Below are 20,834 nucleotides of genomic sequence, written 5' to 3'. Positions count from 1 at the left end.
TCGGCGCTACGGCCGGCGCGTCACCGTCGCGAGCCGCGGTGCGTCGGCGTCGAGCTCGCGGGCCGCCGGTCCGCTGCCGCCGCAGGCGGTGTCGAGCCCGGTGCCGCCCCACTCCCGGTCGAGCTCGATCTCCCACCACGTGTCGGCCACGGCGGCCGCGAAAGGCGCGCCCCACTCGGCCACGACGACGGATCGGGCGAAGTCGATGTCGAGATCGTCGAGCTCGCCCGACGTCCCCAGCCGGTAGGCGTCCACGTGCACGAGCGGCGCGCCGCCGTGCAGCGACGGATGCGTGCGGGCGATCACGAACGTCGGGCTCTGCACACGCCCCCGGACGTCGAGGCTCTCCGCGATCCCGCGGGTGAGCGTCGTCTTGCCCGCGCCGAGCGAGCCGGTCAGGACGAGGAGGTCGCCGGGGCGCAGCATCCCGCCGACGCGCCGCCCGAACTCCTCCATGTCGGCGGGCGAATCGATCACGTGCCGACCGACCAGGTCGTCCAGGCCTGTCATCCCGACACCTGCCGCCGCGGCACGCGGGGCCCGATGCGGGTGACGATCTCGTAGTCGATCGTGCCCGCGGCATCCGCCCAGTCCTCCGCGCCCGGCACGCCGAGCGTCGGGTCGCCGAAGAGCACCGCCTCGTCGCCCACCGCGACGGGGTGGTCGCCGACGTCCACCACGAACTGGTCCATCGCGATCCGACCGGCGACGGCGAACGGCTTGCCTCCGACGGCGACGGGCCCGCGGCCCGATGCGCTGCGCGGCACTCCGTCGGCGTAGCCGAGCGGGATGAGCGCCAGCGTCGTCTCGCGCTCCGTGCGGTAGTCGTAGCCGTAGGAGACGCCGTGTCCGGCCGGGACGCGTCGCACGGCCGCCACCGGCGCCCGCAGGGTCATGGCCGGGCGCAGTCCCAGGTCGGCCGAAGACCGGTCGTCGAACGGGGAGAGGCCGTAGATCGAGATGCCGAGGCGCACGCAGCCCATCCGCGACTCGGGCAGGTCGAGCGCCGCGTGCGATGCCGCGATGTGCCGCAGCGGCGGTGCGATGCCGAGCGCGGCGGCGGCGGCGATGCCGTCGTGGAAGACCCGCAGCGCCGCCCGGTCGTCGTCGGCCGACGCGTTGGACAGGTGACTGAACAGGCCGACGATGCGGAGCTTTCCGATGCGCTCCAGTCGCGCCGCCTCGGCGAACACGACGCGGTAGTCCTCCGGGGCGATGCCGTTGCGCCCGAGACCCGTCTCGAGCTTGAGGTGCACGCCCACCGGACGGTCGACGGATGCCGCGGCCGCCGCGCGCAGCAGCTGGTCGAAGCTCGAGATCCCGAGCTCGACGCCCACCGACGCGGCCTCGGCGAACGACGCTCCCGGTGCGTGGAGCCAGGCCACGACGGGGGCCGTGATGCCCGCGCGACGGAGCGCGAGCGCCTCCTGCACGTCGGCGACGCCGATGCGGGTGGCCCCTCCGGCCAGGGCGGCGACGGCGGAGCGCACGGCACCGTGCCCGTAGCCGTCGGCCTTCACGACGGCGATGACCTCGGATTCGGTCAGGCGACGCAGGTGTCGCACGTTCTCGGTGATCGCCGCGACGTCGATGACGGCCTCGCGCAGCACGCCGTCGGGCACCCGGCTCACGGTGTCGCCTCCGCGATGACGTAGGCGGTCGCCAGCCCCGCGTCGTGCGACATCGACAGGTGCAGCGACGTGATGCCCTTGTCCGCGACCGCGTCGGCCGTCGACCCCGTGAGCGTGAACCACGGACGCCCGGATGCCTCGGGGGTGATCTCGATCTCGGTCCAGTGCACGCCGTCCGATCCGCCGAGCGCCTTGATGAGCGCCTCCTTCGCGGCGTAGCGGGCGGCGAGCGACCGCGGCGCGAGGGTGCGCTCGGCGGGCGAGAAGAGACGCTCGAGCAGTCGCGGGGTGCGCTCGATCGTGCGCTCGAAGCGCGGGATGTCGACGAGGTCGACGCCGATCCCGACGATCATGTGTCCTCCCGGATGGCCGGACCCCGCCCGGGGCCGCGGCATCCGTCACCCTATCGCGGCGACGCGCTCACTCGACCGTGACGGACTTGGCGAGGTTGCGCGGCTGGTCGACGTCGAGGCCCTTCGCCGTCGCGAGGCCCATCGCGAAGATGTGCAGCGGCACGACGGTGAGCAGCGCCTGGAAGATCGGGCCGGCGATGGGGACGTGCAGCACTTCGTCGGAGATGGGGAGCACGGCGGCGTCTCCCTCCTCCGCCACCGCGATGACGCGCGCGCCGCGGGCGTGGATCTCGCGGATGTTGGAGATGACCTTCGAGTGCAGCAGTGCCGCCTCGCGCGGGGAGGGCACGATCACGAAGACGGGCTGGCCGGGCTCGATGAGCGCGATCGGGCCGTGCTTGAGCTCGCCCGCGGCGAAGCCCTCCGCGTGGATGTACGAGATCTCCTTGAGCTTGAGCGCACCCTCGAGCGCGATGGGGTAGCCCACGTGGCGGCCGAGGAACAGCACGGAGCGCGTGTCGGCCATCCAGTGCGCGAACTGCTCGATGCGCTCCTGCTCGGTGTCGAGGATGTGCTGGATCTTGGCGGGGATCGCCTCGAGCTCGCGGAGGCTGTCGGCGATCTCGTTCGCCGGGAGCGTTCCGCGAACGGCGGCGATGTGCAGGGCCAGCAGGTACTGCGCGGTGATCTGCGCGACGAACGCCTTGGTCGACGCGACGGCGACCTCGGGACCGGCGTGGGTGTAGACGATCGCGTCGGACTCGCGCGGGATCGTGGCGCCCTGCGTGTTGCAGATCGACAGCGTGCGGGCGCCCTTCTCGCGGGCGTACTTCACCGCCATGAGCGTGTCCATCGTCTCGCCCGACTGCGAGATCGACACCACGAGCGTGTTCGGCCCGATCACGGGGTCGCGGTAGTGGAACTCGTGCGCGAGCTCGACGTCGACGGGGATGCGCGCCCACTGCTCGAGGGCGTACTTGCCGACCATGCCGGCGTACGCCGCCGTACCGGCGGCGATGACGATGATGCGCGTGATGTCGCGGAAGAGGTCGTCGAGGCCGTCGAGCTCGGGGATCGCCACGGCGCCGTCGCGGATGCGACCGCGGATCGTGTTCGCGACGGCCTCGGGCTCTTCCGAGACCTCCTTGGCCATGAAGCTCGACCATCCGCCCTTCTCGGCGGCGGCGGCATCCCACGTCACCTCGAACGGCTCCACCTCGACCGGGTCGCCGTCGAAGTCGGTGACCGTGACGGCCGCCGGCGTGATCGCGACGATCTGGTCCTGGCCGATGGCGAGGGCGTTGCGCGTGTGCTCGACGAAGGCCGCGACATCCGAGCCCAGGAAGTTCTCCCCTTCGCCCAGACCGATCACGAGCGGCGAGTTGCGGCGGGCGCCGACGACCAGCCCGGGGTGGTCCTCGTGCAGCGCGAGCAGGGTGAACGCGCCTTCGAGGCGGCTCACCGTGGTGCGGAAGGCGCCCTCGAGATCGCCGCCGTTCGCGCGGTACTCGTGCCCGAGGAGCACCGCCGCCACCTCGGTGTCGGTCTCGCTGAGGAACGTGTAGCCGTCGCTGAGAAGGCCGGCCTTAAGGTCGGCGTAGTTCTCGACGATGCCGTTGTGGATGACGGCGAGCTTGTCGTCGTCGGCCAGGTGCGGGTGCGCGTTGGCGTCGGTCGGGCCGCCGTGCGTCGCCCAGCGGGTGTGACCGATACCGGTCGTGCCGTCGGGCATCGGATGGGCCTGGAGGTCGTCGCGCAGGACGGCGAGCTTGCCGGCGCGCTTGCGGAGCTCGAGATCTCCGTCGGCGTCGATCACGGCGATGCCGGCGGAGTCGTAGCCGCGGTACTCGAGCCGGGCGAGTCCGGCGAGGAGGATGGCCTGGCTGTCGCGAGGACCCACGTATCCGACGATTCCACACATGCCGTCAATGGTAGGCGTCGGGTTATGCGAGGAGTCCGAACGAATGTCGGGCGGTCAGAGCTTGCGCAGCAGCACCCGCTCGACCGCGTGGTTCGCGGCCTTCTGGAGGACGAGCGTCGCCCGGTGCCGGGTCGGCAGCACGTTCTCCTCGAGGTTGGGGAGGTTGATCGACTCCCACACTCCCCGCGCGAACGCGACCGACTCCTCGTCGCTCATGTGCGCGAAGTTGTTGAAGAACGAGTTCGGATTCGAGAACGCGCCGCGCTTGAGGGCGAGGAAGCGCTCGAGGAACCACTCCGTGATGTGGCTCGACTCCGCGTCGACGTAGATCGAGAAGTCGAACAGGTCGCTGACGGCGACCTCGTTGGGCGACGGCGGCGGCTGGAGCACGTTGAGACCCTCGACGATCACGACGTCGGGGCGTCGCACGGTCACGTGCGCGTCGGGGACGATGTCGTAGCGCAGATGCGAGTAGAACGGCGCACGGGCCTCGGGCGCCCCGCTCTTCACATCGGTGAGGAACCGCACGAGGGCCCGCCGGTCGTACGACTCGGGGAATCCCTTGCGCTGCATGAGCCCGCGCCGCTCGAGTTCGGCGTTGGAGTAGAGGAAGCCGTCGGTCGTGACGAGTTCGACCCGCGGCGTCCCCGGCCACCGGCTCATGAGCTCGCGCAGCAGGCGGGCGATCGTCGACTTGCCGACGGCGACCGATCCCGCGACGCCGACGACGAAGGGCGTCGTGGTGTCGGGCTCCTGGAGGAACGCGCTCGTCTCGACGCCGAGGCTCTTGTTGGCCTGTGCGTACAGCGACAGCAGACGACTCAGCGGCAGATAGACCTCGCGCACTTCGGCGAGGTCGAGGCGATCGCCGAGTCCGCGGATCTGCACGACCTCGGTCTCGGACAGGGGCGCCGGGATGCCGGCAGCCAGGCGAGCCCACTCCCCCCGGTCGATCTCGCGATACAGCTGCGGGTCGAGAGGGGTGCGGGCGTCATCGGCGGGCACGTCGTGGGACATCGCGCCCATCGTAGCGGGCGCGCACCGCGAGGTCCGCACGGGAACGGTCCCCGCGCCGATACGCTGAGCCCGTGCGCCTCGGAGTCCTCGACATCGGTTCGAACACCGTCCACCTCCTCGTCGCGGAGGCCCGGCCCGGTGGTCGGCCGCAGGCGGCGACGAGCAAGCGCACCACGCTGCGTCTCATGCGCTACCTCGAGCCGGACGGCGCGATCTCCGAGGAGGGCGTCCGCGCCCTCGAATCCGCCGTCGCGGAGGCCCGCAGGGTCGCCGACGCCGAGAGCGTCGACGAACTGCTCGCGACCGCCACCTCCGCGGTGCGCGAAGCGCGGAACGGCGCCGAAGTCATCGCGCGCATCGAAGCGGCGCTCGGCCAGGAGCTGCAGGTGCTGGGCGGCGAGTCGGAGGCGCGGTTCACGTTCCTCGCCGTGCGCCGGTGGTTCGGATGGTCGGCCGGGCAGATCCTCCTCTTCGACATCGGCGGCGGCTCGCTCGAGCTCGCGATCGGCTCCGACGAGCTTCCGGATGCCGCGGCATCCGTGCCCCTCGGCGCCGGACGGACGACGGTGGAGTTCCTGCACGACGATCCGCCGGGCGAGGAGGCGGTGGAGCGCCTGCGCGCCCACGCCCGCGCGGTGATCGCGCCGGTGGCCGAGCGGTTCGCCGCCGAGCCGCGCCCCGATCACGTCGTCGGGTCGTCGAAGGCCATTCGATCGCTCGCCAAGCTGGCCGGCTACCCCATGCCCGGCTGGTCGGGCATCGAGCGCATGGTGCTGCCGCGCGCTGCTCTCGGGTCGTGGATCCCGCGGCTCGCGCGCATCCCGGCATCCGCCCGTCAGGAGCTTCCGGGCATCACACCCGACCGCACGTTCCAGATCGTCGCGGGCGCCGTCGTCCTGCACGCAGCCATGACGGAGCTGAAGGTCGACGAGCTCGAAGTGAGCCCGTGGGCGCTGCGGGAGGGCGTGCTGCTGCGCTACATCGAGTCGCTGAGCTGGGGCTGATCCCGGGCGAGGCCCGGGGGCGCTTCCCTCAGGAGAGCGCGAGCCGCTCCCGCACGACGGCCGACAGCTCGCCGGCGATGCGATGCGCGGCCTCCTCGTCGGAGGCCTCGACCATCACCCGCACGAGCTGCTCGGTGCCGCTGGGGCGCAGCAGCACCCGCCCGGAATCGCCGAGCTCGGCCGACGCGGCCTCGACCGCGGCGGCGACACCGTCGTCGGTGGCCGCGCGCGAGCGGTCGACGCCCTTGACGTTGATGAGCACCTGCGGATAGACGGTCATGATCGAGGCGAGCTCGGCCAGCGTCTTGCCCTGCCGCGCCATCTCGGCGACGATGTGCAGGCCCGTGAGCAGGCCGTCGCCGGTCGTCGCGTACTCGCTCATGATGACGTGGCCGGACTGCTCGCCGCCGAGCGAGAAGCCGCCCTCGTTCATGCGCTCCAGCACGTAGCGATCGCCCACCCCGGTCGTCTCGACATGGATGCCGTGGGCGGCCATGGCGCGATGCAGTCCGAGGTTGCTCATGACCGTCGTGACGAGCGTGTCGTCCTTGAGGTGCCCGCGCTCCTTCATCGCGACGGCCAGGATCGCCATGATCTTGTCGCCGTCGACGATCTCGCCCTGAGCATCGACCGCGAGGCAGCGGTCGGCGTCGCCGTCGTGCGCGATGCCGACGTCGGCTCCGTGCGCGAGCACGGCCGCAGCCAGCTGGTCGAGGTGCGTCGAGCCGACGCCGTCGTTGATGTTGAGTCCGTCAGGATCGGCGCCGATCACCGTGACGCGCGCGCCGGCGTCGCGGAACGTCTCGGGCGAGACTCCGGATGCCGCGCCGTGCGCGCAGTCCAGCACGACGTGGATGCCGTCGAGGCTGTGCGGCAGCGAGCCGAGCAGGTGGATGACGTAGCGGTCCTCCGCATCGGCGAAGACGCGGATGCGACCCACCGAGGGACCGGTGGGCTGGAGCTTGGGCCCGGCCATCGCGGTCTCGATGCGCTGCTCGACCTCGTCGGGGAGCTTGACACCGCCGCGGGCGAAGATCTTGATGCCGTTGTCGGGCGCGGGGTTGTGCGACGCCGAGACCATGACACCGAAATCGGCGTCGCGATCGGCGATCAGGAACGCCGCGGCCGGCGTCGGAAGGACTCCGGCGTCGAGCACGTCGACGCCGGACGACGCGAGGCCGGCCGACACGGCGGCCGAGAGGAACTCACCCGAGATACGCGGATCGCGCGCGACGACGGCCGTGAGCCGCTTGCCGGCGGCTCGACGAGCCTCGGCCGTACGGCCCTGGCCCAGGACGACGGCGGTCGCCTGGGCCAGGGTGAGAGCGAGGTCGGCGGTGAGGGGGCCGTTGGCCAGCCCCCGCACGCCGTCCGTGCCGAACAGCGGCATCGGGTTCGACTCGCTCTTTAGCGCTTCGAGTACTGAGGCGCCTTGCGGGCCTTCTTGAGACCGGCCTTCTTGCGCTCCTTGATGCGAGCATCGCGCGAGAGGAATCCGGCCTTCTTGAGCGTCGGGCGGTTGTTCTCCTCGTCGATCTGATTGAGGGAACGCGCGATGCCCAGACGCAGCGCACCGGCCTGACCCGAAGGGCCACCACCCGAGATGCGCGCGATGACGTCGTACGCGTCGGTCAGGTTGAGGACCGTGAAGGGGTCGGTGACCAGCTGCTGGTGCAGCTTGTTCGGGAAGTAGTCCTCGAACGTGCGGCCGTTGATGGTGATGACGCCGGTGCCGGGGACGAGGCGCACGCGGGCGATCGCCTCCTTGCGGCGGCCGACGGCTGCGCCGGGGACCGAGAGGACGGGGCGCTCCACAGCGACCGCTTCCTGGTCGACCGGGGTCTCCGTCGAGTAGGTTTCGGGGGTTTCGTTGGTGTCTTCGATGTTCGCCACGAGAGTGTGTCCTTAGTCTGAGCGGCGCTTACTGGGCGACCTGGTCGAAGGTGTACGTCTTGGGCTGCTGCGCCGCGTGCGGGTGCTCCGCACCGCGGTACACCTTGAGCTTGGAGAGCTGCTGACGGCCGATGCTGTTCTTGGGCAGCATGCCGCGGACGGCCTTCTCGACCGCGCGCTCCGGGTTCTTCGAGAGGAGCTCGTCGTACGTGACGGACTTGAGTCCGCCCGGGTAGCCGGAGTGGCGGTACGCCTTCTTCTGCTCGAGCTTCTGACCCGTCAGGGCGACCTTGTCGGCGTTGATGATGACGACGAAGTCACCGGTGTCGATGTGGTTCGCGAAGGTCGGCTTGTGCTTGCCGCGGAGGAGCGTCGCCGCGTGCGAGGCCAGGCGTCCGAGGACCACGTCGGTGGCGTCGATGATGAGCCACTCGCGGGTGACTTCACCGGCCTTGGGGGTGTATGTGCGCGTCACAGTAGTGCTGCTTTCTTGTTCGAACGGAGGTGTTCGTGAATCCCGCTCCGGGGTGGTTCTCGCGCCGAGGGCGGGGAACACGCCAGTGGAGGGCTCACGTTCGCGGTGCACGGCCAGCAGGGCGCACGCACCAAAGAGCGAGTCTACGGCATCCGGATGCCGCGGCCAAACCGAGGTCTCGCGCGGGATCGGCGCGGCGGTGCGTCAGGCGGCGCCGACCGTGGCATCCTTCGCCACCTGAGCCGTCACGAGGATCGGCAGGTGGTCGCTGAGGCCCTGCGGGAGCGTGCGGACCTTGTCGATCTCGAAGCCCACGGACGTCGCGAAGTCGTAGTGGCCGCGGAAGAAGCGGTAGCGGGTGTAGGTGCGCGCGTCGCTGAGCGACAGCTCGTAGCCCTGCTCGCGCACCTTCTGCCCCAGGTTCTCCTTGAACACGGGGTAGTTGTAGTCGCCGACCATGATGATCGGGATGCCGGTGCCGAGGTCCTGCAGCTCGGTCAGCGCCGCCTTGATCTGGTGCCGGCGCAGCGAATTGAGAGCCGTGAGCGGCGCCGCGTGGAACGAGGCGACGATGAGGTCGGTGCCGTGGTCGATGTCGTGCAGCCGCACGCCGAGCAGCCGCTCCTCCGCGGGCTTGAGCACCCGGTCGTGGAGCGACTTCTTGAGGGCGAGCGAGCGGACCTCGAGCGCACGGTACGTGTTCTCGCGGTAGTACACGGCCAGCCCGAGTCGGTTGCGCTGCGTCGCGTCGGCGAGCCGGAGCCCCGAGATGGTGTCGGGGATGTCGGTCGTATCGCACTCCTGCAGGCACAGCACGTCGGCGCTGTGCCGCTCGACGAGTCCCGCGAGCTCGGTCGCGGCACGGTGTTTGCGCAGGTTGTACGAGATGAGCCTCATGTCACAGCAAGCCTAGGGCGATCGTGTTTCGTGCGGGTGACCTCTCGGCACACGCGGAGCAAATGCCTACGCACTTCTCAATCGGCCTCGCGCCGAGCGCGTGTCTGATCGGCGCGGGCGGCGAGCAGATCGTCGGCGGGATACCCCACCTCGGTGAGGGTGAGCCCGCGCGCCGCGAGCACCGTCACCTCGGGAACGCGCCGACCCGCGTCGCGGATCGCTGCGACGTCGTCGACGCCGAGGCGCCCTCCGCCCACCGCGGCGCACGCGCCGACGAGCGCGCGCACCATGCTGTGGCAGAACGCGTCGGCCCGGACGTGGGCGACGAGGATGCCGCCGGCATCCCGATGCCAGTCGAAGTCCAGGAGCGTCCGGATCGTCGTGGCCTCGTCGCGCGGCTTGCAGTAGGCGGCGAAGTCGTGGAGGCCGATGAGCGAGCGTGCCGCGGCATCCATCCGCTCGACGTCGAGCGAACCCCGCACCGTCGTGGTTCGCAGCCGCTCGAGGGGGTCGTACCCGGAGACGCCGTCGGCGAGGCGGTACTCGTACCGCCTCCAGACCGCCGAGAACCGCGCGTCGAACCCCTCCGGCGCGCGCGCGGTCGAGCGCACCGTGACATCGGCGTAGGCGCCGAGCACACCGCGCACGCGGGCGGCGAGGCGCGCGACGGGGTCGGCCTCTCCCCCGCGTCCGCTGCTCTCGAGCAGTCGCTCAGCCTGAGCGTCGTCGAGGTCGAGGTGGGCGACCTGGCCCGAGGCGTGCACGCCCGCATCCGTGCGTCCGGCGACCACGAGCCTCGGATCGCCCCCGAGGACCCGGGCAAGGGCATCCTCGAGCGACCCCTGCGCCGTGCGCAGCCCCGGCTGGCGCGCCCATCCGCGGAAATGCGTGCCGTCGTAGGCGATGTCGAAGCGGATGCGCACGGCCCCAGCCTATGCGCGGCCCGGCCTCCGCCTCAGCCGAAGACGCGTCGACCGGGCGACAGCGTCTCGCCGACCGCCGCGAGGGCCGTCCGGGCCAGACGCACGCGATTCTCGCTCTCCCGCACGATCTCGCGGGCCAGCACCGGATGCTCGCGGACGATGTCGTCGAGCACGCGCACGGGCAGGGAGACGACCTCGAGCTCGGTGAGCGCGGTCGCGCGTGAGATCGTCGAGGAGCGCGTCAGCGCCGTGAGGCCCACCGCATCGTCGCGCGCGAGCTCGGCGACCTGCACGAACCCCGAATCGGTCGGGATGCCCAGGAGCACGCGGCCCGCGAGGATGAACCGGGTGCAGGTGGGCACCGTTCCGGGGCGCAGGATCACTTCGCCGGCGCAGTAGCGCTCGAGCCTGGCCGACACCGCGAGCGCTTCCGCCTCCTCGGGGCGCAGGCTCAGTGCCGGGGCGATCTGGCGCAGGGCGTCCTGCATCCGACTCGCGGTGTTCCAGTCATCCGTCGTGTCGCCGTCGAGGTGGAGACCGGCGCGGCGCGCGGCGTACCAGACCCTCGTCGTGAAGGCGTCGATGACGGCACCTCGATCGCCCGGGGACTGCAGCGGGATCCTGATCCGGAAGACCGACCCGCCGACGCTCGTGACCGACGGGTCGCGGTCGACTGAGACGAAGGGGATGTCGCGGGCTACGTCGGCCAGCAGCGCGCGCACGGCGAGCGGCGCGTCGTCGCTCGCGAACGCGAAGTCGGCCTCCGCGGCGAACGGCTCGGGGGTGCGGGTGAGGTTCGTGAAGGAGCTGTCGGCCAGCGCCGAGGTGGGCATGACGACGATCCCGTTGCCGGTGTCGAGGTGCACGGCGCGCCAGTTGACCTCGACGATCTGCCCGCGCACACCGCCGGTCTCGATCCAGTCGCCGAGCTCGAACGGGGCCTCGAAGATGAGGAACAGCCCCGACACGATCGACCCGACGGCGTTCTGGAGTGCGAGGCCGACGACGATGGAGGTGACGCCGAGAGCGGCGAAGATGCCCGCGACGTCCGCGCCCCACACCCACGCGAGCAGCATCGCGATGCCGACGATGATGAAGACGAAGCGGATGAGGTCGCTGAAGATCGTCGGAAAGCGGTCGCGCCACGAGCCCTTCTCGGCTCGGTGGAAGACCAGGTGATTGATCGCGTTGATCGTGACGACGATGACGAGGAGCCCGAACACCGTCCAGATCACCCGCGGCCACGTGCCTTCGCCCTCCCAGGCCCCGGGCTGGCTGATGAGCACGAGGACGGCCGCGACGGGCACGAGGTAGTTCCGCACCATCTGTACGATCGGCGCGGCACGACTCCCCCGGCGCACGAGCGAGTTGCCGAGCTCGGTGAGCCCGATGAGGGCGAACGGGAGCCCGACCGAGACGATGACGGCCGGCCAGAACCATGGCTGGGAGACGATGTCGGCCATCGCTCAACCCTCGGCGACGGGCACGGGGGTCTCGATGCGCCACACGCGCTGCGTGCCGCTCTGCGTCGCGACCTCCCCGGCCGGCGTGATCCGGATCGTGTCGGGGATGCGGTCGGCCACGCGCTGCGTCACGTAGATGCCCGGATCGGAGGAGTCGCCCTGCACCCGGAACGCCAGGTTCACGGCATCCCCCCACATGTCGTACACGACGCGCGCCCGGCCGATGAGTCCGCTCGTCACCTGGCCCGCATCCAGCCCCGCGCGCAGTCCGAGCGTCACACCCTGCTGCGTGGAGTACCGCTCGAGGATCGTGTCGAGCTCCATCGCGAACTCGACCGCACGACGGGCGTTGTCCACGCGCGGCGTGCCGAGGCCGCAGCTGGCGAGGTAGCTCTGCCGGGTCGTCCGCACCCGTTCGACGCCGTGGCGCTCGGCGGCGTCGTCGAAGGTGCGGATGAGGTCGTTCAGCTTCGCGAGCGCCTCCTCCGACGACAGCGTCGCCGCGAGCTCCTCGAAGCCCACGATGTCGGCGAAGATCACCGTCACGTCGTCGCCCGCCTGCGTGATCGCCTCGTCGCCGTGCCGATAGCGATCGGCCATCCCCTCCGGCATGAACGACAGGATGAGCTGCTCACTCGCTCGCTCGTGATCCTCGATGAGGTGCGACTTCACCTCGAGGCTGCGCGACATGTCGTTGAACGCCGTCGCCACATCGGCGAGCTCGTCGCTCGCGCCGGCATCGACCTGCACGCCCTCCTCGCCCGCCGCGATCCGCCGGGCCGCGGTCTTGAGCCGCCGCAGGGGCCGCACGAACACTTGCGCCAGCACGAGGGAGAGCAGGCAGACGAAGATGATCATGCCCGCCGTGGAGAGGATGAGGTTGCGCGTGAAGTCCTCCACGGGGACCAGCGCCTCCGCCGTGGTCTCCTGCGCGATGATGGTCCAGTCCAGTCCGTCGATGCCCAGCGGCCCGTAGGCCATCAGCGTCTCGCGGCCCAGATAGTCGCGGGCGATCATGGTGCCGCTCTCGCCCGCGAACGCGCGGACGACGGGGTCCCCCGCGACGGTCTGCTGGAGGAGGGTGTTCCCGTTGGCCACGCTGAGAGCCGCCGCCGGGGGCGAGAGGCCCGCCGCGACCGCCGCCGTCTCGTACGAGGCGGGATCGTCCAGGAGCACCCGCGAGATGGAGCGCATCGTCTCGTCCGGGCCGACGAGGTAGGTCTCACCGGTCGCGCCGAGTCCGTTGAGCTCCCAGGATCCGCCCACCGTCATGACGTCGTTGATGCGGTCGATCGGGAGCTCGATCGCGAGAGCGCCGATCACCGCTCCGTCGGACTCGATGGGGGTCACCGCCCAGCCCGCGGGGGTGCCGAGGCTCGGGCTGTACCCCTTGAAGTCGGCTATCACCACGTCGCCCACGATGTTCCGGCTCATCGCCTCGCGATACGCGTCGGCGAGATTCGACAGCCGGTACGGGCCGTCGAGGAGATTGGTGCCGAGGTCGATCCCCTTGAACGCCGTGTAGACGACGTCGCCGGCGGTGTCGATCATGAGGACGTCTTCGAAGTCCTGGAGCTCGGTCATGGCCCGGAAGTACTCGTGGTACTTCGCATGCGCGGCCGACCACGCGCTGCCGTCCCCCGCGTCGTCGGCACGGATGGCGTCCTCCCACGACGCGTAGGGGATCACGTAATTGGCCTGGAGGTAGCGTGCGGCGGCGTCGCGGGGCACGAAGGTCTTGCCGTCGACGGGCTCCCCCGTCGCCTCCGACAACTGCACGGCGAACACGTCGCGGTAGTAGGCCTCCAGGGCGGCGGACGCCTCGGCGTCCTCGGGCTCGTCGCGGAGGGCGGCGAACGCGTCGGTGAACGCGACCGCGGCCTGGCGGCTGGTCTCGTTCATGGCGCCGAGCCGCACCGCATTCTCGATGGTGGCGAACAGCTGCGCCACTTCGCGGCTGCGGTTCTCGCGGATCTCGACGAGCTTCTCGTACGCGATGCCCCGCAGCGCCTGGGTGCCGTTGAGATAGCCGATGATTCCGACGACGATGCTGGAGAGCACGCTCACCGACAGCAGCATGATGAGCAGGATCGAGTAGATCGAGAGCCCGGCGCGCCCGCGCGGCCGCGGCGTGCCCACCCAGGAGGGCGGTGACGCGGTCGCGCTCGGCTCGGACATGGCGCTGATCCCCACTCTCTGTCGCGACAGCCGTCGTCGCGGCGAGGAACCCCGGAGGCCCCGGAGATCCGGGGGCCGGGCCAGGATATCGCCGTGGGCATGGGCGCGTACAGAGGCAGGCGCCGCACAGGACGTGCGGGGCATCCGACCCCGGAATGCACGAGACCCGCGTGCCCGAAACGGGGCACGCGGGTCTCGCCGTGCACGGGGCGGTGAGGCCCCGGCAGGTCATCAGGCCTTGTCGGCGCCTTCGACGGCGTCCTCGGCCGCGGCCTCTGCAGCGGCACCCTCTTCGGGCGACTCCGCACCGGCGTCGGCAGCGGCGACCTCGTCGGCCCCGTCCTGCGTCTCGTCGGCCTCGGCGACGGCCTCAGTGGCCTCGTCCTCGGCGACATCCTCAGCCGCGGGCGCAGCGGCGGCCGGAGCTGCCTTCTTGGCCTTGGGCTTCGGGGTGACGGGCTCGAGGACGAGCTCGATCACGGCCATGGGGGCGTTGTCGCCCTTGCGGTTGCCGATCTTGGTGATGCGGGTGTAGCCGCCCTCGCGCTCGGCGACGAGCGGCGCGATCTCGGTGAAGAGGACGTGCACGACTTCCTTGTCACCGATGACCGACAGCACCCGGCGACGCGCGTGCAGGTCGCCGCGCTTGGCGAACGTGATGAGTCGCTCGGCGAGGGGACGAACGCGCTTGGCCTTCGTCTCGGTCGTCTGGATCGACTTGTGCGTGAAGAGCGCAGCGGCGAGGTTCGCAAGCAGCAGGCGCTCGTGGGCGGGACCGCCTCCGAGGCGGGGACCCTTGGTGGGCTTAGGCATTCTCAATTACTCCAGTGTGAAAAGTCGGGTCCGGCGGGGATCAGACGGTCTCGTCGTCGTATCCGCCGTAGAAGTGAGCGCCGTCGAACCCGGGGACCGAGTCCTTCAGCGACAGACCGAGCGACGTGAGCTTGTCGCGCACCTCGTCGACCGACTTCTGACCGAAGTTGCGGATGTTCATGAGCTGCGTCTCCGAAAGGGCGACGAGCTCCGAGACGGTGTTGATGCCCTCGCGCTTGAGGCAGTTGTACGAGCGGACCGACAGATCGAGGTCCTCGATCGGCATCGACAGCTCGTTCGAGAGCACGGTCTCGACCGGCGCGGGGCCGATCTCGATGCCCTCGGCCTCGACGTTGAGCTCGCGGGCGAGGCCGAAGAGCTCCGTCAGGGTGCGACCGGCCGACGCGACGGCGTCGCGCGGCGAGATCGAGGACTTGGCCTCGACATCGAGCACGAGCTTGTCGAAGTCGGTGCGCTCACCGGCACGGGTGGCCTCGACGCGGTAGCTGACCTTGAGGACGGGCGAGTAGATCGAGTCGATCGGGATCTGACCGGCCTCGGCGTACTCGTTGCGGTTCTGCGTCGCCGAGACGTAGCCGCGGCCGCGCTCGATCGTGAGCTCGAGCTCGAACTTGGCGGTGTCGTTGAGCGTCGCGATGACGAGCTCCGGGTTGTGCACCTCGACGCCGGCGGGGGCGGAGATGTCGGCGGCCGTGACCTCACCGGCACCCGTCTTGCGCAGGTAGGCCGTGATGGGCTCGTCGCGCTCGGAGGAGACGACCAGCTGCTTGATGTTCAGGATGATCTCGGTGACATCCTCCTTCACACCGGGGATCGTGCTGAACTCGTGGAGGACGCCGTCGATGCGGATGGACGTCACTGCGGCGCCGGGGATCGACGACAGGAGGCTGCGACGCAGCGCGTTGCCGATCGTGTAGCCGAAGCCGGGCTCGAGCGGCTCGATGATGAAGCGGCTGCGGAACTCCCCGACCTTTTCCTCGGTCAGGGTGGGACGCTGTGCGATGAGCACTATGTGTTCCTTTCGATCACGTGCCCGCTATATGACACGTGCGGTGTAGTGAGGTGTTGAGTTTTTCTCGATCGGATGCCTCGGCGAGCCATCCGGAAGCGTGCGGCCCTCCGGCAGGCTCAGGAACCGGTCACTGAGCCTGCCGGAGTGCCGGAGTGGATCAGACGCGGCGGCGCTTGGGCGGACGGCAGCCGTTGTGGGCCTGCGGCGTCACGTCCTGGATCGAGCCGACCTCGAGGCCTGCGGCCTGGAGCGAGCGGATCGCGGTCTCACGACCCGAACCCGGGCCCTTCACGAAGACGTCGACCTTCTTGACGCCGTGCTCCTGCGCCTGGCGGGCAGCGGACTCCGCTGCCATGCCTGCGGCGTAGGGCGTCGACTTGCGCGAGCCCTTGAAGCCCACGCCGCCGGACGATGCCCAGCTGATGACCGCGCCCGAGGGGTCGGTGATCGAGACGATCGTGTTGTTGAACGTCGACTTGATGTGGGCGTGGCCCAGCGCGATGTTCTTCTTCTCCTTGCGGCGCGGCTTGCGCGCGGCGGTCTTGGCCTGTGCCATGTTGCGTTCTCCCTAAATCCTGGGGCGCCGGCGGAGGCCTAGCGCGCCTTCTTCTTGCCGGCGACGGTGCGCTTCGGACCCTTGCGGGTACGCGCGTTCGTCTTCGTGCGCTGGCCGCGCACCGGGAGTCCACGACGGTGGCGGATGCCCTCGTAGGAGCCGATCTCGACCTTGCGGCGGATGTCTGCGGCGACCTCGCGGCGAAGGTCACCCTCCACCTTGTAGGTGCCTTCGATGTGGTCGCGGAGCGCGACGAGCTGGTCGTCGGTGAGGTCCTTGACGCGGATGTTCTCGTCGATCCCCGTCGCGGCGAGGATCTCGTCCGAGCGGGTACGGCCGACGCCGTAGATGTAGGTCAGGGCGATCACCACGCGCTTGTCGCGCGGGATGTCAACGCCGGCAAGACGTGCCATGCGGTTCTCCTAGGAGTAGTGGAGGTATGGAGCAGGATCGGTGCCCGGGCCTCCGCCCGAGGTGTCCTCCTCGCCGGCGCCTGAGTGCCGTCGCGGGATCTGACCCTGCCGTGTGTGTTCAGTTATGAGACCTGCGGGCCGCGCGGACGCGGCGCCCCCTCAACCCTGGCGCTGCTTGTGGCGCGGGTTGGACTTGCAGATGACCATCACGCGGCCGTGGCGGCGGATGACCTTGCAGTGGTCGCAGATGGGCTTGACGGAGGGGTTGACCTTCATGATTTCCTGTTTCGCTGTCTTCGCCGGCGGGCGCTCGCGCGCTCGGGGCGTTACTTCTCGACCGGTCTAGCGGTAGCGGTAGACGATGCGTCCGCGCGTGAGGTCGTAGGGGCTGAGCTCCACGACGACGCGGTCCTCGGGGATGATGCGGATGTAGTTCTGCCGCATCTTGCCGGAGATCGTCGCGAGGACCTTGTGCCCGTTGCTCAGCTCCACGCGGAACATCGCGTTCGGCAGCGCCTCGGAGATCACACCCTCGATCTCGATGACTCCGTCTTTCTTCGCCATACGCTCGCTAACACTCGTGCAGACCGGTCGGTCTGCGTTGGATGGGGGTTTCGGTGCCTCGACACGCCGACGAGGGCGCTAGGCACCAAAGATCAAGCATACGTGATATCGGATGCCTCGGCAAACCAGCACCGCACGCATCCGCTCGCGCGTCACTCGAACAGGGTGGCGAGGCTTCCGGGTGAGGGGATCGTCGAGTTCGAGATGACCTCGCCGTTGACCGCGATCGTCGGCGTGCCGATTCCGCTCGCTCCCGGCTGGATCGGGGTCTTCTCGGTCATCGCGGCGACGAAGTCCTTGTACGTGCCGTCGGTGATGCAGGACGCGACATCCGCATCGGTCACGCCCTTCGCGAAGTCGATGAGCTCCTGATCCGAGAGACCTTCGCTCTGCTCCGCGGGCTGGTTCTCGAACAGCGTCTGCATGAAGGCGACCGTCGCCGTCGGGTCGGAGTCCGCGACGCAGTACATGGCGTTCGCGGCACGCGTGGAGTACTGGGTGCCCTGCGAGTAGCGGTCCAGGATCGAGATCGGGTGGATGTTGAGGGTGATCGTTCCGTCCTCGACCAGCCCGAGCATCTCCTCGCCGTAGCTGGCCTCGAAGTCGCCGCAGATGGGGCACATGAAGTCGATGTAGGTGGCGAGTTCGTTCGCGCCCTCGCCGACCGCGATCGCGCCGGTCGTGGTGTCGATGCCGCCGCTCTCGGGAAGGGTGCCGGGGTCCTTCGCCGCCGTGTTCATCCAGACCACGAGCGCACCCACCAGGACGAGCACGACGACGACGCCGACGCTCACCCAGATCGCGAACCAGTTGGTCTTCCGCTGTGCGGCTGCCATGTGCTTTTCCTTGTCTGCTCTCAGGCGATCGCGCGCGGCGTGACGCCGAACGGCGCGAGGCCGGCGGCACCGCCGTCGGGTGCGGTGAGCACCCAGATGCCGTCATCATGCACAGCGACGCTGTGCTCCCAATGTGAACCCGCTGTGCCGTCGACGGTGGACACGGTCCAGTCGTCGTCCTCGACGAACGTCTCCTGGTCGCCGATGACGACCATCGGCTCGATCGCCAGAGCGAGACCCGGACGCACCTCGGGACCGAGGTCCGCCACGCGGTAGTTGAAGACGGACGGCGACTCGTGCATCTTGCGACCGATGCCGTGACCGACGTAGTCGCGCAGGATGCCGTACCCGTGACCAGCGGAATCGATGTGCGACTGGATCGCGGCGCCGACCTCGCCGAGGTGCTTCGCGGTCGCGAGCGCGGCGATGCCCGCCCAGAGCGACCCCTCGGTGACGCGGGAGAGCTCCTCGCGCTCGGCCACGACATCGGGGCGGGAGTCGTCGGGCACGACGATCGTGATAGCGGAGTCGCCGTTCCAGCCCTTGAACTCGGCCCCCGCGTCGATCGAGACGATGTCACCGGGCTCGAGCACGCGCTCCCCCGGGATGCCGTGGACGACCTGCTCGTTGACCGAGACGCAGACGGTGTGGCGGTAACCGCGCACCATCTGGAAGTTCGAGACGGCGCCGCGTGAGCGGATGACGGCGGATGCCGCGGCATCCAGCTCGATCGTCGTCACCCCGGGAGCCACCAGTGCGCGGACGGCCTCCAGCGCCGCCGCGGTGATGAGCCCGGGTTCCACCATCGCCCGCAGCTGGGCGGGCGACTTGTAGATCGAGCGACGGAGCCCCACGTCAGGCGGCGGCGACGCGGGCGATCCCGCGCGCCTCGAGAGCAGCGACGATCCGGTCTGTCACGGCGTCGAGCGATCCCACGCCGTCGATCAGGTCGACGATGCCGCGTTCGCGGTACACGTCGAGGATCGGCTCGGTCTCGCGCTCGTAGATCGACAGGCGGTTGGCGATGACCTCTTCGGTGTCGTCCGTGCGGCCCTGCTCGAAGGCGCGGCGCGTCAGCCGGTCGATGCTCACCGTGCGCGCGACGTCGAGGACGATGACCGCGTCGATCGCCTCGTCGCGGGGAACGAGGAATCCGTCGAGGAGACTCACCTGCGCGAGGTTGCGCGGGAAGCCGTCGAGGAGGAACCCGTGTCCGGTGTCGCCCTGGTTCAGTCGGTCGCGCAGCACCTCGAAGGTGAGCTCGTCCGACACCAGGTCGCCGTTCTCGATGACGGCCTTCACCTGGAGGCCGAGGTCGGTCTCGCCCTTGATGTGCTCGCGGAAGACGTCGCCCGTGGAGATCGCGGGGATGCCGAAGATCTCGCCGATGCGCGCAGCCTGCGTGCCCTTGCCCGAGCCCTGGGGGCCGACGATGAGCAGACGCGGCGAGCGGCCGTCGTGAGCGTGCGCGGTGTTCGTCATCGCAGGAGCCCTTCGTAGTGACGCTGCTGCAGCTGCGCGTCGATCTGCTTCACCGTCTCGAGACCGACGCCCACGATGATGAGGATCGAGGCGCCGCCGAACGGGAAGTTCTGGTTCGCACCGACGGTGGCCAGCGCGATGAGCGGCAGCAGGGCGATGAGACCCAGGTAGATCGAGCCCGGCAGCGTGATGCGCGTCAGGACGTAGTCGAGGTATTCGGCGGTCGGACGACCGGCACGGATGCCGGGGATGAATCCGCCGTACTTCTTCATGTTGTCGGCGACCTCGACCGGGTTGAACGTGATCGCGACGTAGAAGTAGGTGAAGCCGACGATCAGCAGGAAGTACAGCGCCATGTACAGCGGGTGGTCGCCCTGCGTCAGGTACGCCTGGATCCACGCCACCCATCCGGGAACGTTGCCGTCGGCATCCGGAGTCTGGTTGAACTGCGAGATGAGCGCCGGGATGTACAGCAGCGACGAGGCGAAGATGACGGGCACGACGCCGGCCATGTTCACCTTGATCGGGATGTAGGTGTTCGTTCCGCCGTAGGTGCGACGACCGACCATGCGCTTGGCGTACTGGACGGGGATGCGACGCTGCGACTGCTCCACGAACACCACGAGGGCGACGACGACGATGCCGACGGCCAGCACGAGGAGGAACACCTCGAAGCCGTTGGACTGCCAGATGGCCCACATCGAGGCGGGGAAGGCCGCCGCGATCGAGGTGAAGATGAGCAGCGACATGCCGTTGCCGATGCCGCGCTCGGTGACGAGCTCGGCGAACCACATGATGAGGCCGGTGCCGGCGGTCATCGTGATGATCATGAGCAGCTGGGCCCACCACACGTCGTTCGTCAGCACCTGCTCGCACTCGGGGACGCCGGTGACCCCGAAGAGCTGGCCGCTGCGGGCGACGGTCACGAGGGTCGTCGACTGCAGTAGCGCGAGGGCGATCGTGAGGTAGCGCGTGTACTGCGTGAGCTTGGACTGCCCCTGCTGGCCCTCCTTGTAGAGGGTCTCGAAGTGCGGGATGACCACGCGCAGCAGCTGGACGATGATCGTCGCGGTGATGTACGGCATGACGCCGAGCGCGAAGATCGACAGCTGCAGCAGCGCGCCGCCCGAGAACAGGTTCACCAGCGACAGGAGGCCGTCGGTACCGGAGTTCGAGGCGAGACAGGACTGCACGTTCGGGAAGTCGACGAACGGGGCCGGCACGTGCGCGCCGAGCCGGTAGAGCACGATGATGCCCAGAGTGAATGCGATCTTCCGACGGAGGTCGGGTGTACGGAAGACCCGCCCGATGGCGCTGAACAAGTGGATGCCTCCAGTAAGGGGGGTTCCGGTGCACTCGGTGGTCCCCGGACAACCAGGGTA

At 69.6% G+C, this 20,834-nt stretch carries 23 protein-coding genes; 1 reads left to right on the top strand and 22 read right to left on the bottom strand.

The annotated features are described in order from the left end of the window. Nucleotides 1–6: 6 nt before the first annotated feature. The 5 genes from tsaE to coaA form a co-directional block, all read right to left on the bottom strand. The gene (gene tsaE, locus B0B14_RS14030) at nt 7–510 is read right to left on the bottom strand and encodes a tRNA (adenosine(37)-N6)-threonylcarbamoyltransferase complex ATPase subunit type 1 TsaE (protein WP_076682987.1); all 504 of its coding nucleotides are present in this window, start codon (nt 508–510) and stop codon (nt 7–9) included. Continuing rightward, the gene (alr, locus tag B0B14_RS14025; RefSeq protein ID WP_179085336.1) at nt 507–1,631 is read right to left on the bottom strand and encodes an alanine racemase; all 1,125 of its coding nucleotides are present in this window, start codon (nt 1,629–1,631) and stop codon (nt 507–509) included. The genes tsaE and alr overlap by 4 nt, the downstream gene beginning before the upstream one ends. Further along, nucleotides 1,628–1,984 (bottom strand): holo-ACP synthase, encoded by a 357-nt coding sequence (locus B0B14_RS14020; protein ID WP_076682985.1) that lies wholly within the window; start codon nt 1,982–1,984, stop codon nt 1,628–1,630. Before B0B14_RS14020 ends, alr begins: the two co-directional genes overlap by 4 nt. 67 nt (nt 1,985–2,051) lie before the next feature. Beyond that, a complete protein-coding gene (glmS, locus tag B0B14_RS14015) occupies nt 2,052–3,905 on the bottom strand; it encodes a glutamine--fructose-6-phosphate transaminase (isomerizing) (RefSeq protein ID WP_076682983.1) in 1,854 nt (617 codons plus the stop codon). Nucleotides 3,906–3,959: 54 nt separating this feature from the next. Further along, entirely contained in the window at nt 3,960–4,922 is a 963-nt protein-coding gene (coaA, locus tag B0B14_RS14010) for a type I pantothenate kinase (RefSeq protein ID WP_076682981.1), read from the bottom strand. Nucleotides 4,923–4,993: 71 nt separating this feature from the next. On the opposite strand from coaA, the gene B0B14_RS14005 reads away from it, so the two are divergent. Next, nucleotides 4,994–5,926, top strand: a complete 933-nt coding sequence (locus B0B14_RS14005) for a Ppx/GppA phosphatase family protein (protein ID WP_076682979.1) — start codon at nt 4,994–4,996, stop codon at nt 5,924–5,926. Between the two features lie 28 nt (nt 5,927–5,954). On the opposite strand, the gene glmM is transcribed toward B0B14_RS14005, so the two are convergent. From glmM to secY, 17 genes are all read right to left on the bottom strand, one after another. Next, the gene (gene glmM / locus B0B14_RS14000; protein ID WP_076682977.1) at nt 5,955–7,316 is read right to left on the bottom strand and encodes a phosphoglucosamine mutase; all 1,362 of its coding nucleotides are present in this window, start codon (nt 7,314–7,316) and stop codon (nt 5,955–5,957) included. A 17-nt stretch (nt 7,317–7,333) separates the two neighbouring features. After that, on the bottom strand, nt 7,334–7,819 hold the full coding sequence (gene rpsI, locus B0B14_RS13995) for a 30S ribosomal protein S9 (RefSeq protein WP_076682975.1): 486 nt from the start codon (nt 7,817–7,819) through the stop codon (nt 7,334–7,336). 28 nt (nt 7,820–7,847) lie between these two features. Then, nucleotides 7,848–8,294, bottom strand: a complete 447-nt coding sequence (rplM, locus tag B0B14_RS13990; RefSeq protein WP_076682973.1) for a 50S ribosomal protein L13 — start codon at nt 8,292–8,294, stop codon at nt 7,848–7,850. Between the two features lie 204 nt (nt 8,295–8,498). Further along, nucleotides 8,499–9,191, bottom strand: coding sequence for an endonuclease/exonuclease/phosphatase family protein (locus B0B14_RS13985; protein WP_076682971.1), 693 nt, complete (start codon nt 9,189–9,191; stop codon nt 8,499–8,501). 77 nt (nt 9,192–9,268) lie between these two features. Continuing rightward, nucleotides 9,269–10,114: a tRNA pseudouridine(38-40) synthase TruA gene (truA, locus tag B0B14_RS13980; RefSeq protein ID WP_076682969.1), complete on the bottom strand. Its 846-nt coding sequence runs from the start codon at nt 10,112–10,114 to the stop codon at nt 9,269–9,271. 32 nt (nt 10,115–10,146) lie between these two features. Continuing rightward, on the bottom strand, nt 10,147–11,577 hold the full coding sequence (locus tag B0B14_RS13975) for a mechanosensitive ion channel domain-containing protein (protein WP_076682967.1): 1,431 nt from the start codon (nt 11,575–11,577) through the stop codon (nt 10,147–10,149). A gap of 3 nt (nt 11,578–11,580) precedes the next feature. Beyond that, on the bottom strand, nt 11,581–13,755 hold the full coding sequence (locus tag B0B14_RS13970) for an adenylate/guanylate cyclase domain-containing protein (protein ID WP_179085335.1): 2,175 nt from the start codon (nt 13,753–13,755) through the stop codon (nt 11,581–11,583). 231 nt (nt 13,756–13,986) lie between these two features. Continuing rightward, nucleotides 13,987–14,568, bottom strand: coding sequence for a 50S ribosomal protein L17 (gene rplQ, locus B0B14_RS13965; protein ID WP_076682965.1), 582 nt, complete (start codon nt 14,566–14,568; stop codon nt 13,987–13,989). 40 nt (nt 14,569–14,608) lie between these two features. Beyond that, nucleotides 14,609–15,598, bottom strand: a complete 990-nt coding sequence (locus B0B14_RS13960) for a DNA-directed RNA polymerase subunit alpha (protein ID WP_076682963.1) — start codon at nt 15,596–15,598, stop codon at nt 14,609–14,611. A 160-nt stretch (nt 15,599–15,758) separates the two neighbouring features. Then, nucleotides 15,759–16,157 (bottom strand): 30S ribosomal protein S11, encoded by a 399-nt coding sequence (rpsK, locus tag B0B14_RS13955; protein WP_076682961.1) that lies wholly within the window; start codon nt 16,155–16,157, stop codon nt 15,759–15,761. Between the two features lie 38 nt (nt 16,158–16,195). Further along, a complete protein-coding gene (rpsM, locus tag B0B14_RS13950) occupies nt 16,196–16,570 on the bottom strand; it encodes a 30S ribosomal protein S13 (RefSeq protein WP_076682959.1) in 375 nt (124 codons plus the stop codon). Nucleotides 16,571–16,729: 159 nt separating this feature from the next. Continuing rightward, the gene (gene rpmJ / locus B0B14_RS13945) at nt 16,730–16,846 is read right to left on the bottom strand and encodes a 50S ribosomal protein L36 (RefSeq protein WP_005050492.1); all 117 of its coding nucleotides are present in this window, start codon (nt 16,844–16,846) and stop codon (nt 16,730–16,732) included. Between the two features lie 66 nt (nt 16,847–16,912). Then, complete coding sequence (gene infA / locus B0B14_RS13940) at nt 16,913–17,134, bottom strand: translation initiation factor IF-1 (protein WP_017201569.1); 222 nt, start codon at nt 17,132–17,134, stop codon at nt 16,913–16,915. A 152-nt stretch (nt 17,135–17,286) separates the two neighbouring features. Next, a complete protein-coding gene (locus tag B0B14_RS13935) occupies nt 17,287–17,970 on the bottom strand; it encodes a DsbA family protein (protein WP_076682957.1) in 684 nt (227 codons plus the stop codon). A 20-nt stretch (nt 17,971–17,990) separates the two neighbouring features. Then, on the bottom strand, nt 17,991–18,824 hold the full coding sequence (gene map / locus B0B14_RS13930) for a type I methionyl aminopeptidase (RefSeq protein WP_076682955.1): 834 nt from the start codon (nt 18,822–18,824) through the stop codon (nt 17,991–17,993). A gap of 1 nt (nt 18,825) precedes the next feature. Then, a complete protein-coding gene (locus B0B14_RS13925) occupies nt 18,826–19,452 on the bottom strand; it encodes an adenylate kinase (protein WP_076682953.1) in 627 nt (208 codons plus the stop codon). After that, nucleotides 19,449–20,774, bottom strand: a complete 1,326-nt coding sequence (gene secY / locus B0B14_RS13920; protein ID WP_076682951.1) for a preprotein translocase subunit SecY — start codon at nt 20,772–20,774, stop codon at nt 19,449–19,451. The genes B0B14_RS13925 and secY overlap by 4 nt, the downstream gene beginning before the upstream one ends. Nucleotides 20,775–20,834 lie beyond the last annotated feature (60 nt).

The sequence above is a fragment of the Microbacterium sp. RU33B genome, assembly GCF_900155915.1.
GTDB lineage: Bacteria > Actinomycetota > Actinomycetes > Actinomycetales > Microbacteriaceae > Microbacterium.
Note: the sequence above shows the minus strand (reverse complement) of the source record. Positions and strands in the feature narration are given on the sequence as shown.